The organism is Massilia sp. LjRoot122 (assembly GCF_964252725.1).
In the GTDB taxonomy this organism is placed as follows: domain Bacteria; phylum Pseudomonadota; class Gammaproteobacteria; order Burkholderiales; family Burkholderiaceae_D; genus Telluria.
The window spans coordinates 1,504,868-1,519,794 of the sequence record NZ_CAXUPB020000001.1 but is presented as its reverse complement, the minus strand read 5'-3'; the positions used below and the strand labels follow the sequence as shown (position 1 = coordinate 1,519,794).

At 64.4% G+C, this 14,927-nt stretch carries 12 protein-coding genes; 3 read left to right on the top strand and 9 right to left on the bottom strand.

The window, feature by feature from the left end; genetic code table 11:
* Positions 1-61 precede the first annotated feature (61 nt).
* A complete protein-coding gene (locus ACSQ25_RS06610; protein ID WP_436108032.1) occupies positions 62-856 on the top strand; it encodes a Crp/Fnr family transcriptional regulator in 795 nt (264 codons plus the stop codon).
* A 60-nt stretch (positions 857-916) separates the two neighbouring features.
* Here ACSQ25_RS06610 and ACSQ25_RS06605 read toward each other — a convergent pair whose 3' ends face one another.
* The 3 genes from ACSQ25_RS06605 to ACSQ25_RS06595 all read right to left on the bottom strand — a co-directional run bounded on the left by ACSQ25_RS06605 (position 917) and on the right by ACSQ25_RS06595 (position 5,203).
* The gene (locus ACSQ25_RS06605; protein WP_436104914.1) at positions 917-2,005 is read right to left on the bottom strand and encodes a glycine zipper 2TM domain-containing protein; all 1,089 of its coding nucleotides are present in this window, start codon (positions 2,003-2,005) and stop codon (positions 917-919) included.
* 85 nt (positions 2,006-2,090) lie between these two features.
* Complete coding sequence (gene pdeM / locus ACSQ25_RS06600) at positions 2,091-2,747, bottom strand: ligase-associated DNA damage response endonuclease PdeM (protein ID WP_436104913.1); 657 nt, start codon at positions 2,745-2,747, stop codon at positions 2,091-2,093.
* Entirely contained in the window at positions 2,744-5,203 is a 2,460-nt protein-coding gene (locus ACSQ25_RS06595; protein ID WP_436104912.1) for a ligase-associated DNA damage response DEXH box helicase, read from the bottom strand. The genes pdeM and ACSQ25_RS06595 overlap by 4 nt, the downstream gene beginning before the upstream one ends.
* Positions 5,204-5,466: 263 nt before the next feature.
* Between ACSQ25_RS06595 and ACSQ25_RS06590 the strand changes: the two genes are divergently transcribed.
* On the top strand, positions 5,467-5,703 hold the full coding sequence (locus tag ACSQ25_RS06590; RefSeq protein ID WP_436104911.1) for a hypothetical protein: 237 nt from the start codon (positions 5,467-5,469) through the stop codon (positions 5,701-5,703).
* 468 nt (positions 5,704-6,171) lie between these two features.
* Here ACSQ25_RS06590 and ACSQ25_RS06585 read toward each other — a convergent pair whose 3' ends face one another.
* The 5 genes from ACSQ25_RS06585 to ahpC form a co-directional block, all read right to left on the bottom strand.
* Complete coding sequence (locus ACSQ25_RS06585) at positions 6,172-7,806, bottom strand: ATP-dependent DNA ligase (protein WP_436104910.1); 1,635 nt, start codon at positions 7,804-7,806, stop codon at positions 6,172-6,174.
* Complete coding sequence (locus ACSQ25_RS06580; protein ID WP_436104909.1) at positions 7,799-8,848, bottom strand: ligase-associated DNA damage response exonuclease; 1,050 nt, start codon at positions 8,846-8,848, stop codon at positions 7,799-7,801. Before ACSQ25_RS06580 ends, ACSQ25_RS06585 begins: the two co-directional genes overlap by 8 nt.
* Before the next feature lie 15 nt (positions 8,849-8,863).
* Positions 8,864-10,573, bottom strand: coding sequence for a RecQ family ATP-dependent DNA helicase (locus tag ACSQ25_RS06575; RefSeq protein WP_436104908.1), 1,710 nt, complete (start codon positions 10,571-10,573; stop codon positions 8,864-8,866).
* Positions 10,574-11,024: 451 nt separating this feature from the next.
* Positions 11,025-12,599: an alkyl hydroperoxide reductase subunit F gene (ahpF, locus tag ACSQ25_RS06570; RefSeq protein ID WP_436104907.1), complete on the bottom strand. Its 1,575-nt coding sequence runs from the start codon at positions 12,597-12,599 to the stop codon at positions 11,025-11,027.
* Positions 12,600-12,718: 119 nt separating this feature from the next.
* Positions 12,719-13,282, bottom strand: a complete 564-nt coding sequence (gene ahpC / locus ACSQ25_RS06565; protein WP_436104906.1) for an alkyl hydroperoxide reductase subunit C — start codon at positions 13,280-13,282, stop codon at positions 12,719-12,721.
* A 390-nt stretch (positions 13,283-13,672) separates the two neighbouring features.
* Here ahpC and ACSQ25_RS06560 point away from each other — a divergent pair, with 390 nt between their 5' ends.
* Positions 13,673-14,347, top strand: coding sequence for a PEP-CTERM sorting domain-containing protein (locus ACSQ25_RS06560; protein WP_436104905.1), 675 nt, complete (start codon positions 13,673-13,675; stop codon positions 14,345-14,347).
* Positions 14,348-14,541: 194 nt separating this feature from the next.
* On the opposite strand, the gene ACSQ25_RS06555 is transcribed toward ACSQ25_RS06560, so the two are convergent.
* A complete protein-coding gene (locus ACSQ25_RS06555; RefSeq protein WP_436104904.1) occupies positions 14,542-14,784 on the bottom strand; it encodes a hypothetical protein in 243 nt (80 codons plus the stop codon).
* Between the last annotated feature and the right edge of the window lie 143 nt (positions 14,785-14,927).

Genomic DNA, 14,927 nt, shown 5'->3' with positions numbered 1-14,927 from the left:
CATGCAGTCCCAGCCAACATCAGAACAACGCAATGTCACCCAGCCGACCCTGCACTCCCCCATGGAAGCCGGCCGCCAGCGCCAGGGACGCCTCTGGTCCAACCTCAAGGAAGTCTGCGACCTGCTGCGCATCCCGGCCAGCGTCTCCGTGACCTCCGAAGAGCTGCTGTTCCAGCATGTCCAGTTCAAGACCGGGCAGCGCGTCCACACCATCGGGCAGGCTTTCGACACCCTGTACATCGTCAACTCCGGTTTCCTGAAAACCGTGCTCATCGACGAATTCGGCAACGAGCAGGTACTGAGCTTCCCGATGAAGGGCGACATGCTGGGCGTGGACGGCATCCACACCCGCCACTACGCCTCCGAAGCCGTGGCCCTGTCCGACTGCGACCTGATCCTGCTGCCCTTCAAGAAACTGACCGCCCTCGGCCGCGTCCACGCCGAGCTCGAGAACATGATGTACGGCGTCATGAGCCGCGAACTGGTGCGCGAGCAGACCATGATCGGCATGCTCGGCGCCCTGTCGGCCGAGGCGCGCGTGGCCCGCTTCCTGGTCTCGCTGGCCGACCGCTTCGCCGCGATGGGCTACTCGAGCAAGCTGTTCAACCTGCGCATGACCCGCCACGAGATCGGCAGCTACCTCGGCCTGACCCTGGAAACCGTCAGCCGCACCCTGTCGGCCTTCAACGAGATCGGCCTGATCACCGTCGACCAGCGCACCATCGGCATCAAGGACGCCGAGGCGCTCAAGACCCTGCGCCGCCTGCCGCCCTCGCGCTCGCGCGCCAAGGCCGGCGCCAAGCAGAAGGCCGAGAGCGAACAGCCGGGCGACGACCAGGTACTGGCGACGGCCTGAACCGACCGATCAAGAACAAAGGCCGGCCCCTGCGAAGGAGCCGGCCTTTACTTTTGCAGATCACTCATCCCGCGACAGCACGCCCCTGTTCACCCGCACCCGGTCGCCCTGGCGGAAGCCCGGATCGTTGTCGAACTGCAGGGTCTGGGTCGAACCGCTGGTCGCGTAGCGCACCACCACCTCGTAACGCTGCTCCTTGTTCATATTGCGCTGGACCTGGCGGCCGGCCAGGCCGCCCGCCACCGCGCCGGCCACCGTGGCCGCGGTACGGCCGCTGCCGCTGCCGACCTGGCTGCCGAGCAGGCCACCCACCACGGCGCCGCCGGCCGTGCCCAGGTAATTACCATTGCCCGAGACTTCGATCACGTTGACCGCCTCGACCACAGCGCAATTGCTGCAATAGCGCGCCTGGCGTGGTTCGCTCACGCGGGCGCCCGCCAGCAGCGGACGGCCCAGCACGCTGCTCGCATAGCGGCCGTTGGCGCGGATGGTGGCGGTCACGCGGCTGTCCGGCGCGATCCGGTCGGCGGCGCGGATCGTGTACACCGCGTCGTATTCTCCCGGCCGCACTTCCGGCAGGAAGAACACGCCGCGGGCGCCGGCAACCGAGACCTCGACCCGGCCGCCCGGCGTGCCGAACACCGTGAAGCGCAGCTCGTTGCCCGGGCTCAGGTCGGGGCTGCCCTGCACGTCGAAACGCTCGATTGCCGGCGCGCCCGCCAGCTCGCCGCGGCGCTGGCCGCGCGGCGCATTCGGCTGCAGCAGCGATTCGCTCAGCAGGTTGGTGGCGACCTGGTTGCCCAGGCGCAGGTTGGCGGTGACGCCGCTTTCCGGGCGGATCCGGTCATGGGTGCCGATCGTGTAGGTGCCGGTGTACTGGCCCGGCTCGACTTCGGTCAGGTTCAGGTTGCGGGTGGCGCCGTCGATGCGCAGCGTCGCGGTGCCGCCCGGGCTGCCGTACAGGTCGAAATGCAGCTCCACGCCCGGCGTCAGGCGGCGCACCTCTTCCACGTTGAATCCGTTGATGACCGGCCCGTAGGCGCGGTTGTTCTGGTATTGCTGGGCCTGGACGGTGGCGCTACCCGTCAGGACCGGTCCGAGCGCAATCAGCGCGGTGAACGCGGCTTGCAGCAGCTTGCGGAAAACCATGGCTTCTCCTCCCTTGTCGATGGCTTACAGGGTCACCTCTGTGTCTGACAAGACAGTACGCTCGAGCACAGCAAGGGTCGGTACGCTATCGTACGCAGTGGACCGCCTCGCCCGAGCTGACGTAGATGCGGTCGCCCGGTTCCGGGCGGATCGCATGGCCGCCGGTGAAGGCGCCGAAGGATGGGAGGATCATGCGGTCCTGACCGACCACGAAGCACGGCAGGCGCAAGGCGTCGAAACGGGTCGCCAGCACATACACCGGATGGATGTGGCCGGCCAGCGCATAGCCCGGGGAATCGAGGTCGGGATGGTGGCAGAAGGCGAAGGGCCCCAGCACATGCGGCTCGTCGACGAGGGCGATGCCGAGCGCCGCGGCCGGGTCGCCCGCATGGCGGTCGTGGTTGCCGCGCACCAGGGTGAGTTGCAAATCGCGCCGCCGTTCGCGCCAGGCCAGCATGGCCGCCTGGGTGGCACTGGCATGGGCCGCGCGGGCATGCAGGAAGTCGCCCAGGAAGACCACGTGGCGCGCCCCGTGGGCATCGACCAGGGCATCGAGCCCGAGCAGGTTCTCGGTGGTGGTCCCGCGCGGCACCGGCACGCCCAGCGCGCGGAAGGCCGCGGCCTTGCCGAAGTGGATGTCGGCGATCACCAGCATCTTTTCGTGCGGCCAGTACAGCGCCTTTTCCGGCAGCAGCAGCACGGTTTCTCCGGCGACGCTGACGGCCACGCCGGCGCCGCTCATACGGCGGCCGCCTTTTCCAGTTCGCGCACCATGCGCGCGACGCGGTCGGACAGCTTCTCGGTGCTGACCTTCTCGCGGAAGCGTTCGACCATCAGGGCGAAGCCGAAGGGCGTGGCGCGCTTCACTTCGCGGAAGGCGACGCGGCGCCCGTGCAGCTCCTCGAGCGTCTCGCGCAGGCGGGTCAGTTCCAGCTCCTGCTCCAGCACTTCGCGCTGCGCCTGGGTCAGCAGCAGGTTGCCGGCGTCGTGCTTGCGGAAGACCTCGAAGAACAGGGACGAGGAGGCCTGCAGCTGGCGGTTCGATTTCGGCTGGCCCGGGTAGCCCTGGAATACCAGGCCGGCGATGCGCGCCACCTCGCGGAAGCGCTGCTGCGACAGCTGGGTCGCGTTCAGGCTGCCCAGCACGTCCTCGAGCAGACAGTCGGTGCTGAACAGGTCCACGTCCGCGCCCGTGGCGACCTCGAAAATGCGGGTCCAGTCGACCGCTTCAGGGCTCATCAACTCGAAGCCGTAATCGTTAATCGCGATCGAGAAGGTCGAGGGCTGCATGCGCCCGAGCCGAAAGGCGAACAGCGAGGCCAGTCCCATGTGCACCGAGCGCCCGGCAAAGGGATAGACGAACAGGTGCCAGCCTTCGCGGCTCTTCATGCTTTCGAGGACCAGGGTCTCGCTGGTCGGCAGCGCCGACCAGCGGCACTGGATCTCGATCAGCGGACGAATGGACTCCATCTCGGGGCTGTCGTAGATACCTTGCGAGGCCAGGCGCAGCTCTTCCAGCGCCGCATGCGCCAGCTCGGAAGACATCGGCATCTTGGCCCCGCCCCAGCGCGCGATCGCCCCGCGGTTGGTGGTGGCGCGCTTGACGAAGGCCGTCATTTCGTGGACCCGCACGAATTCGAGGATGCGCCCGCCAAACAGGAAGTGGTCGCCCGGCTTCATGCGCGAGATGAAGGATTCCTCGACGCTGCCGATGCGGCCCCCGCTCATGTACTTCACCGAGATGGTCGAGTCGGACACGATGGTGCCGATCCCCATCCGGTGACGCCGGCCGATGGCCGTGTCGGGCACGCGGTAGACGCCCTCCTCGTCCGGCAGCACGCGGCGGTACTCGGGATACACGGTCAGGCTCTGGCCGCCGCGCGCGACGAAGTCGAGCGCCCACTGCCATTCTTCCTCGTCCAGGTGGCGGTAGGACCAGGCGCGCTTCACTTCCTCGAACAGTTCGCCCGAGCGGAAGCCCCCGCCCAGCGCCACCGTGACCAGATGCTGTACCAGCACGTCGAAGGGTTTGTTGGGCACGTAACGGCCCTCGATGCGGCGCGCCGCCACCGCCTTCCTGGCGGCGGCCGCCTCCAGCAATTCCAGGCTGTTGGTCGGCACCAGGGTCACGCGCGACACCCGCCCCGGCGCATGGCCGCTGCGGCCGGCGCGCTGCAGCAGGCGCGCGATGCCCTTGGCGCTGCCGACCTGCAGCACGCGCTCGACCGGCAGGAAATCGACGCCGAGGTCCAGGCTGGCGGTGCAGATCACGGCTTTCAGCTCGCCCTTCTTGAGGCCCATCTCGACCCACTCGCGCACCTCGCGGTCGAGCGAACCATGGTGCAGCGCGATCACGCCGGCCCAGTCGGGCCTTTCATCGAGGATGTTCTGGTACCAGATCTCGGACTGCGCGCGGGTGTTGGTGAACACCAGCGTGGCCTCGTAGTGCTCGATCTCGCGGATCACGGGCCCGAGCATCTGCAGGCCCATGTGCCCGCCCCAGGGGAAGCGCGCGACGTTCTCCGGGATCAGGCAGTCGACCACGATCTGCTTGCGCAGGTCGCCCTCGACCAGCACGCCTTCGTCTCCGCCCAGCAGTACCTGGCGCGCGAGGTCGAGGTTGCCCATCGTGGCCGACACGCCCCAGATCACCAGCTCGGGGCGCCAATGGCGCAGGCGCGCCAGCGCCAGCTGCACCTGCACGCCGCGCTTGCTGCCCATCAGTTCGTGCCACTCGTCGATGACGATCATGTCGAGGTTCTTGAACTGCTCCTGCGCGGCCGCGTGGCTGAGCAGCAGCGACAGGCTTTCGGGGGTGGTGACGAGGGCGCTGGGCCAGCTGCGCGACTGGCGCGCGCGCTCGGCCGAACCGGTGTCGCCGGTGCGCGCGCCGATGGTCCAGTCGGGGGCCAGCTCCGCCGCCGACTGCTCCAGTGCGCGCAGGGTGTCGGCCGCCAGCGCGCGCATCGGGGTGATCCACAGGACCCGCAGGCCGGCGGGTTTGCGTCCCTTGACGAGCGAGCCGCGCTGCAGGGCCGCGAACCAGACCGCGAAGGTCTTGCCGGCGCCCGTGTTCGCATGCAGCAGGCCGGATTGCCCGGCCAGTGCCGCCTTCCAGACGCTGCGCTGGAAGGGAAAGGCGGTCCAGCCGCGCGCGGCGAACCAGGCCTTGACGGTGGCTGGCGTGGGCCCGCTCATGCAGGCGGCCGGACGCACATGCCGGCTGTTCGCTCGTGTTCGAATGTCGTGTCCATGCTTGCTGGCCGTTGAGTCTGGGCCGAGTCTAGCAGAGGCCTCTGCCGGACGGCGCAGGCCAAGGGCGCCTCGTGCCAGGGTCCGTATCCTGTAGAAATTGTCCTGAAGCAGGTGCGGAAAATTTTCGCCGGCGTCCCGCCGAATGGGTGTATGGTGGGCTTTTGAAAATGACGCCGGCCTGCGCAGCTCGGCCAGCGGATCGTGACATGAGTGAACGGCAGAGGCGCACAGACGTCGAAACGGCAAAAGTGGTAACGCGCGGGGTGAACATCCTGATGGTGCGCGACCAGAGGGTGGCGCGGCACTACATGGAATACATGCATGTCCCGCCGGAGGTCATCGCGCGCGTGCTCGACCAGCCCGGCTTGCGGCGTACGCCCAGCGCCGAACTGCAGATGTCGGAAGCGATCGTTCCCTTCCCGCGCCGGCCGATGGACGATTAGGCGACAGCAAGGGGTGCAGCGATGATGAGCAAGGATGGGGCGCAAGCCGGCCCACTGGACGCACCCCAGCTTCCATAGTTGGGGTCAGGTCTGACAATCAGACACGCGCTCATCAATATGGGATTTCACGTGCGCTGTAAGAATGTTCATCTGCGGATGAGTTTGTGTCTAAATGTCAGACCTGACCCCGCTTCTATCAGACACGCGCTCATCAATAGTGGGGGTCAGGTCTGACAATCAGACATGCGCTCATCAATATGGGGTTTCACGTGCGCTGTAAGAATGTTCATCTGCGGATGAGTTTGTGTCTAAATGTCAGACCTGACCCCGCTTTGCGCTTTTGTGCGCTGTAAGAATGTTCATCTGCGGATGAGTTTGTGTCTAAATGTCAGACCTGACCCCGCTTTTGTGTGTCTAAATGTCAGACCTGACCCCGCTTTTGGACCCCGCTTTTGGAAGTAATTCCGGTTAGGTACCGGCAGCCGCCAGTAGACCTTTCAGCGTGTCGAGGGTATCCGCCTCCTCCACCGGCTTGTCGGTACGGCGCCGCAGGATGCGCGGAAATCGCACCGCGATGCCGGCCTTGTGGCGGGTGGACAGGGCAATGCCCTCGAAGCCGATCTCGAACACCATGGTCGGCTTCACCGAACGCACCGGCCCGAACTTTTCGATGGTGGTCTTGCGCACCGCATTGTCCACCTGGGCGATCTCGGCGTCGGTCAGGCCCGAATAGGCTTTCGCGAAGGGTACCAGTTTGCGCTCCTCGCCCTCCCCGTCCCACACCGCGAAGGTATAGTCGGTATAGAGCGAGGCGCGCCTTCCGCTGCCGGCCTGGGCGTAGATCAGCACCGCATCGACCGTGTAGGGATCGATCTTCCACTTCCACCAGGTGCCGACGTCCTTGGTGCGGCCCACGCCGTATTGGGCGCTGCGCGCCTTGAGCATCATCCCCTCGACACCGCGCTCGCGCGACTCCGTCCGCAGCTTCGCCAGATCGTCCCAGTTGTCGGCCTTTACCAGCGGCGACAGGCGCAGCTGCGGCAGGTCGATCGCGGCCACCTCGGTTTCCATCAGCGCGCGCCGCTCGTGCTGGGGCAGCGCGCGCAGGTCGACGCCGCCGAACTCCAGCAGGTCGTAGCAGCACAGCACTGCAGGCAACTCGGCCAGCAGCTTGGCGCTCAGGGTCTTGCGGCCGATGCGCTTCTGCAGGTCGGCGAAGGGCGCGGGGGCGGCGCAGCCGGGCTGCCAGATCAGCACCTCGCCGTCCAGCACCGTGCCTTCCGGAATGTGCAAGTTGGCCAGCTCAGGAAAGCGTTCGGTGATCAGGTCCTCGCCGCGTGACCACAGGAAGCTCTGCCCGCCGCGCCGCACCAGCTGGGCGCGGATGCCGTCATACTTCCACTCGACCTGCCAGTCGTCCACTTCGCCTAGCGCCGCCGGGTCGCCCTGCAGCTGGTGGGCCAGGAAGAAGGGATAGGGCTGGCCGCCGCGCAGCGCATGTTCCTCGTCCGACTGCGCGGCGATCAGCTTCAGGAAGCTGGCGGCGGTGGGCCGCACCGAGTTGTCGGTCCAGCCCATCAGGCGCTGGGCGATCAGCTTGCTGTCCACGGCGGCGATCGCCGCCAGCGCGCGCGTCACCAGCAGGCGCGAGACGCCCACGCGGAAACCGCCGCCGATCAGCTTGACGAACAGGAAGCGCTCGCGCCAGTCGAGTTCATCCCAGGCCGCGAACAGGGCTGCGCGGATGGTGCCGGGATCGGCGCCGCGCAGGGGACCGATCCTCGTCTCCATCCATTCGGCCAGGCCGATCTCGCTGCGCCGGCTCGGGGGCGGCAGGATGTGGGCGATGGTCTCGGCCATGTCGCCGACCGCGTGGTAGGACTCGTCGAACAGCCAGTCGTCCAGGCCCGCATATTCGATGGCGTACTGGCGCAGCAGTTTGGTCGGCACGGCCTGCCGCGGCTTGCCGCCGGCCAGGAAGTACACGGCCCAGGCGGCGTTCTCGGGCGCGGCCTGCGAGAAGTAGGACTGCAGGGCGTCGAGCTTGCGGGTGGTGGACGTGGTTTCGTCGAGTTCGGCGTACAGGCGGGCGAATTCACGCATCGGGCTCTCCCGTGGGCGCCTCCGCGCGGGCTGGCTCGGCCGGCGGAATCGCCTCGTCTTCTTCCTCGTCGCCGTATTCGGTATCGAAGCCTTTCGCATCCAGCCCGTTCTGGCACAGCCAGCGCACCATGGTCGGAATCGAGCCATGGGTGACGATGACCTGCTGCGCCTCGGTGGCCTTGATGGCGCTCATCAGGCCGGGCCAGTCGGCATGGTCCGACAGCACGAAGCCACGATCGACGCCGCGCCGCCGGCGTGCGCCGCGCAGCAGCATCCAGCCGCTGGCGAAGGAATCGCTGTAGTCGCCGAAGCGCTTCATCCAGGGCGAGCCGCTGGCCGAGGGTGGCGCGATCACGATCGCCTGGCGCAAGGCCGCCTTCTCGATGTCGCTGACCATGACCGTCTCCGGCAATGCGACGCCGCCGGCGCGGTACACGCGGTTGAGCGGCTCCACCGCGCCATGGCAGACGATCGGGCCGATCGAAGCGTCCAGGCGCGACAGGATGCGCTGGGCCTTGCCGAAGGCGTAGGCGAAGACCACGCTGCAGCGCCCTTCCTCGGCATTGCGGCGCCACCAGGCGTTGATCTCGTCGATGGTCTGCTGCTCCGGGTCCCAGCGGTAGATCGGCAGCCCGAACGTCGATTCGGTGATGAAGGTGTCGCAGCGCACCGGCTCGAAGGGTGCGCAGGTCTTGTCGGGTTCCACCTTGTAGTCGCCCGAGGCCACCCAGACTTCGCCCCCGCACTCCATGCGGATCTGGGCGGAGCCGAGCACGTGGCCGGCCGGGTGCAGCGAGACGGTCACGCCCTTATGCGTGATGGTGTCGCCATACTCCAAGCCCTGCACATTGATGTCGCCGAGACGCGACTTGAGCACGTTGACGCCGGGGGCCGCCGACAGGTAGTGCCCGTGGCCGTAGCGCGCATGGTCGCCGTGGGCATGGGTGATCACCGCCCGGTCGACCGGGCGCCAGGGGTCGATGTAGAACCCACCGGGCACGCAATACAGTCCTTCCTTGCGGACGACGACCATGTCTCCCATGCGGCTCCTTTCGACTCAGGCCGGTTCGAGGAACTCGGCCAGGAAGGTACGCGGCTCTTCCTGGTCCGGAAACGCCAGTGTCACCTGCTCGCCGGCGACGGCAAGGATGCTGCCTTCGCCGTATTTCGGCGCCTTCGCGCGGCCGCCGACCTCGAACCGCGGACCGCTCGGTTCCGGCGCCGGTTCGTGGTCGAATTCGTCGTCGCGGATGGCGATGTCTTCCAGCAGCGCCGCCGGCGGATTCAGGCAGTTGTCGCACTTGCAGCACTTCTCGAAGCCCTCGACTGCATCGCCGAAATAGTCCAGCAGCAGCTTCCAGCGGCAAAAGCCGCTGACCGCATAGCCTACCATCTGGTCGAGCGCTTCGCGGTCGCGTTCGGCCTTCTGGACGTAGACCTCGGCCAGTTCCCCGAACACTTCCGGGTCAGGCTCCTTGTTGGTCGGCACATACTCGAGCTTGCGGTTCTGGCGCAGCAGCTTGCCATCCTTGAGCAGCTTGAGGCAGACCTTGAGCTTGGCTTCACCCGCCTCTTCCAGCGCCGTTTCCAGGCGCTCGCCCGTGACCGGCCCCTCCTCCGCCAGCTCGCGCACGACGGCGCAGACCGTCTGCAGCTCGGCCGCGCTCGGGTAGTGCTTGACCAGGAAGAACTGCTGGATGCGCTTGTCGTCCTGCAGGAAGAGCAGCGTGCAGTGCGCGTCCAGCCCGTCGCGGCCGGCGCGGCCCGACTCCTGGTAATAGGATTCGAGGTTGGCGGGAATCTGCAGGTGGATCACGAAGCGGGTGTCGCTCTTGTCGATGCCCATGCCGAAGGCATTGGTCGCCACCATGACGCGGCGCTCGCCGTTCATGAACATGTCCTGGTTCAGCTTGCGCTCGGCGCTGGGCAGCTTGCCGTGGTAAATCGTGACCGACTCGCCGGCCTCTTCCAGCACGGCAAGCATTTCCTCGGCCACCTTGACGGTCGCAGCGTAGACGATGCCGACGCCCGGCGTCTCCTGCACCAGCTTCAGGGCCTGGGCCAGCTTTTCCTGCGGATTGGTCGCCTGCAGCACGCGGTAATGCAGGTTCGGCCGGTAGATGCCCGTATTGATGACGTTCATCTTCGGGCGGTTGAGCTGCCGGCGGATGTCGGCGATCACGTCCTCGGTGGCGGTCGCGGTCAGGGCCAGCACCGGCGGCTTGCCGAGCGCGTCGATGGCGGAGGCGATGCCGATGTAGGCCGGGCGGAAGTCGTGCCCCCACTGCGAGATGCAATGGGCTTCGTCGATGACGACGATGTCGACGCTGACCTCCTTGAGCACGGCGATGAACTCGGGCGAGACCAGGCGTTCCGGGGTGCAGAACACGATTTCGCAAGCCTCGTTCGTGATCGCTTCCAGCGCCGCCGCTTCTTCCTCGGCGGACAGGCTGCTGTTGACCTGGACCGAGCGGATGCCCAGCTCTTCCAGTTTCTCGAGCTGGTCCTTCATCAGCGAGATCAGGGGCGAGACGACGATGGTGATCCCCTCGAGCATCTTGGCGGGGATCTGGTAACACAGCGACTTGCCGCCGCCGGTGGGCATGATCGCCAGGGTGTCCTTTCCGTCGAGGACGCTGTCGATCACGTGTTGCTGGCCTTCGCGCAGCTGCTCGATGCCGAAGACGGAGCGCAGCAGGCGACGGATGGTGTTGCGGCGCACGGCCACCAGGCCGCGGTGCAGGAGTTTGGGTTCGTGTCGGGTCATGATGGAGCTCACTCTATGCCCGCCGCATGCGCACACGTATAGGACTTAGCCTAGCTCCCCCGTAGGAACTCAACTTTTCGCGCGACCAAAAATCGTCGTGACAATGTCACAAGGTTTATTCCTACAAGCCCGCGGAGTTTTTGCCGATGGCAACGGATAGGGCAAATGCCTAAGATGGCTCCATCACCACTACGAATTCATCGATCAGGGAGTCTCATCATGGCACGCCATCATCCAATGACCTGGACCGCAGTCCACCTGGCTCTGGCCAGTGCGGCCACCTGGCTGCTGCTCGAGACCGAAGCGCTCACCGGGGCATTGCTGGTCGCCTTCCACTGATCGCACCGGCCTGCCGGCCGGTTACCGCTTACTGGAGCCGCGTCCTGTGCACCAGTAATAAAAACGCCACTTCCCTCACGGGAAATGGCGTTTTTTCTTGGCTTGCCTGCGCTTATGCGGCTTTTGCTTCTTCCTCTTCCACCGGCTGGCGCATCAGGTAATCGAAGGCTGCCAGCGAGGCCTTGGCGCCCTCGCCCACCGCGATCACGATCTGCTTGAACGGCACCGTGGTGACGTCACCCGCCGCGAACACGCCCGGGATCGAGGTCTGGCCCTTGGCGTCGACTTCGATTTCGCCGTGCGCCGACAGGTCCATCGTGCCCTTCAGCCATTCGGCGTTCGGCACCAGGCCGATCTGCACGAACACGCCTTCCAGCTCGACCTTCTTCACCTCGCCGCTATTGCGGTCCTTGTACGACAGGCCGTTGACGATCTTGCCGTCGCCATGGATCTCGGTGGTCTGCGCCGACTTGATCACGGTGACGTTCTTCAGCGAATAGAGCTTGCGCTGCAGGACCGCATCGGCACGCAGCTCGGCGCCGAACTCGATCAGGGTCACTTCCTTGACGATGCCAGCCAGGTCGATCGCCGCCTCGACGCCCGAATTGCCGCCGCCGATCACGGCCACGCGCTTGCCCTTGAACAGCGGGCCGTCGCAGTGCGGGCAGTAAGCCACGCCGTGGTTACGGTATTCGCGCTCGCCCGGCACGTTGATCTCGCGCCAGCGGGCGCCGGTGGCGATGATCACCGACTTGCTCTTCAATACAGCACCGGTCTCGGTGTGCACCTCGATCAGCTTGCCCCCGACCAGCTTGTTGGCGCGCTGGGTGTTCATGATGTCGACCTCGTAGTGCTTGACGTGCTCTTCGAGGGCGACGGCGAATTTCGGGCCGTCGGTTTCCTTCATCGAGACGAAGTTCTCGATGGCGAGCGTGTCCAGCACCTGGCCGCCGAAGCGGTCGGCCAGCACGCCGGTGCGGATGCCTTTGCGGGCGGCGTAGATCGCCGCGGCCGCGCCGGCAGGACCGCCGCCGACGATCAGCACGTCGAACGGGTCTTTCTTGTTCAGCTCAGCTGCCTTGCGGGCGCCGGCATTGGTATCGATCTTGGCCAGGATCTCTTCCACGCTGGTGCGGCCCTGGCCGAAGTGCTGGCCGTTCAGGAACATCATCGGTACCGCCATGATCTGGCGCGCTTCGACTTCTTCCTTGAACACGCCGCCGTCGATGGCGACCACCTTGATGCGCGGGTTAATCACCGACATCGCGTTGAGGGCCTGCACCACTTCCGGGCAGTTATGGCAGCTCAGCGAGATGAAGGTTTCGAAGACGTAGTCGCCTTCCAGGTTCTTGATCTGCTCGATGACGGCCTGGTCAAGCTTGATCGGGTGGCCGCCCACCTGCAGCAGTGCCAGCACCAGCGAGCTGAACTCGTGGCCGAGCGGCAGGCCGGCGAAACGCACGCCGATATCGGTGCCGACACGCTTGATGGCGAACGAGGGGGTGCGCTCCTTGGCGTCATCGGAGTGGCGCACGGTGATCTTGTCGCTCAACGCGGCGATTTCGCGGAGCAGTTCATCCATGTCGCGCGCCTTCGGCGAATCATCCAGCGATGCAACGAGCTCAATCGGCTGCACCACTTTTTCCAGATAGGCTTGCAACTGCTTCTTGAGGGTTGCGTCCAGCATGATGGTTTCCTTGACTATGACCTTGTTGTTCGGGGTATGGCGATGCCTGGGATCAAAATGGATCCCTGAAATGAACCGGGCCGCCAGGGCGGCCCGGGACAGTACTACTGAACTGCTATTTAGATCTTGCCGACCAGGTCCAGCGACGGGGTCAGGGTTTCAGCGCCTTCGGTCCACTTGGCCGGGCACACTTCGCCCGGGTGCGATGCGACGTACTGGGCAGCCTTGACCTTGCGCATCAGTTCCGATGCGTCGCGGCCGATGCCGTTGTCGTGCACTTCCATCAGCTTGATCTGGCCTTCCGGATTGATCACGAAGGTACCGCGCAGTGCCATGCCTTCTTCTTCGATCATGACTTCGAAGTTGCGCGACAGGGTGCCGGTCGGGTCGCCGATCAGCGGGTAGTTCACTTTCTTGATCGCGTCCGAGGTGTCGTGCCATGCCTTGTGGGCGAAGTGGCTGTCGGTCGACACGCCGTAGACGTTCACGCCCATCTTTTCGAATTCCGGCTGGAATGCAGCCAGGTCTTCCAGTTCGGTCGGGCAGACGAAGGTGAAGTCAGCCGGGTAGAACATCAGAACCGACCAGGTGCCCTTGAAGTTCTCTTCCGACAGATCGATGAACTTGCCGTTGTGGTAAGCGGTTGCCTTGAACGGCTTGATCTGGGTGTTGATGAGGGACATGTACTCTCCTGTTTTCGGGTGGTTGAAAGATTTGATAGACGCCAGTGTACCGACCTGGGCGTCTTTCGTGAAATTGATTGATGCGATACAGTCGATTGATTTTAACTATCGAGCAAGTATTGCTCTTCCCTCTTCCGAAGGGAAACCACGTCGGCGAAGCGGCGCGATCCGTGAAGTGTGGACGAAACGACAGCGTTGCGCAACCCATGTCCCAATCGTATGTGCGGTGGTCGCCACCACTATTGGCAGGATAAAAAGCAAGTGTCGGAATTTCTTACAGTTTTCTGGCGTATTAATTCTGCTTAACTTTAAGTGCTTGATTGAATTGGTTATTTCCTGTTGGCATGGATATTGCTACAGGAATTAGTACAACCAACACTCGAGGGATCCATGAAGCACATCATCACTACCTTCTTCGCAGCAGCAGCCTTCGCAGCAAGCAGTTTCGCATCGGCTGAAATCATCACGACTGACCCGGTGACCTATACTGCCGACAGCCTGGCCGCAGCGACGTTCAAGCTCGATCGCACGTACACCGAGAACGTTTTCGTCGACTTCAAGATCAGCTATGACGGCACCCTGATCGACAACTCATACGCGGGCCTGTACTTCGGCACCAAGCACACTGGCCCGAGCTTCGGCCTGAAAGCGAACTGCGGCAATGGTAAGTGCGCCAACGACGTCTACGGACGTACCCATGGCGAAGCCGGTGCCTTTGTCCCGAACAGCAATCTCGCCGAAGACACGGTCTACCACGTGATCGGCTACATGCAAAAGGTCGACAACAGCAAGTACTACAACCAGTTCGACCTGTGGTTGTTCAAGGATGTTCAGTCGTCGTTTGACCTGAGCAGTCTGGGCACCGCCCATGCTTCGTTCACGACGAAGGGCGCCAACAAGCTCGAGGACTTCAACGAGATCGGCCTGCGCACTTTCAAGATTGACGGCCGTAGCGTGACCCTTGACGATGTGCGCATCAACGCAGTGCCAGAACCAGGTTCGTTGGCACTGCTGGGCCTGGCCTTCGCCGGTCTGGCCACTGCCCGCCGCCGCAAGAAGTCTTGATAATGCGAGCCTGTGCCGGTAAAAGCACGGGCTTGAGGACGGAAGCTTCGATTAGACCTCCATATCCTGGAGGTCTTTTTTTGTCTGGGCAATTTGGGGGAAGGTCGACAACTGAATGTCAAGAGCCTGAATATTCCGAACATGGCAGCGTTTCGACGGCACTACGAAGGTCATTTGCCGAGGGAAGCTTGCCGTCATGGGACGCTCAAGTCCAAACTGAGCCTTGTGACGAGGAAGAAGGTGGCGAGCCCCAGGCCCAGGAGCGATAGCATGAAGACTGCCGCCACCTTGCCGGCCGCGCGCAGCACGGCGCGCTTCTCCTTCTCCTTGTCCTGCTCCTTCTTCCCTTGATCGTAATGCCACTTGATAGCGAAGAACATGCCCGTGCCTAGGGCGATAGCCTTGAACGTACCGGCGACGATAGGGAACCAATCCATGATGTTGAGTATTTCCAGGCTATTAATGAGAGAGGATAGAACGTCAGCGAAGCCATGCAAGGATGGTGGTGCTGCACGTTCTGATCCATTCTACTTAAAAGCACTATCCATACAGAGGGACAAAATGTCTCAGTTAAAATCCA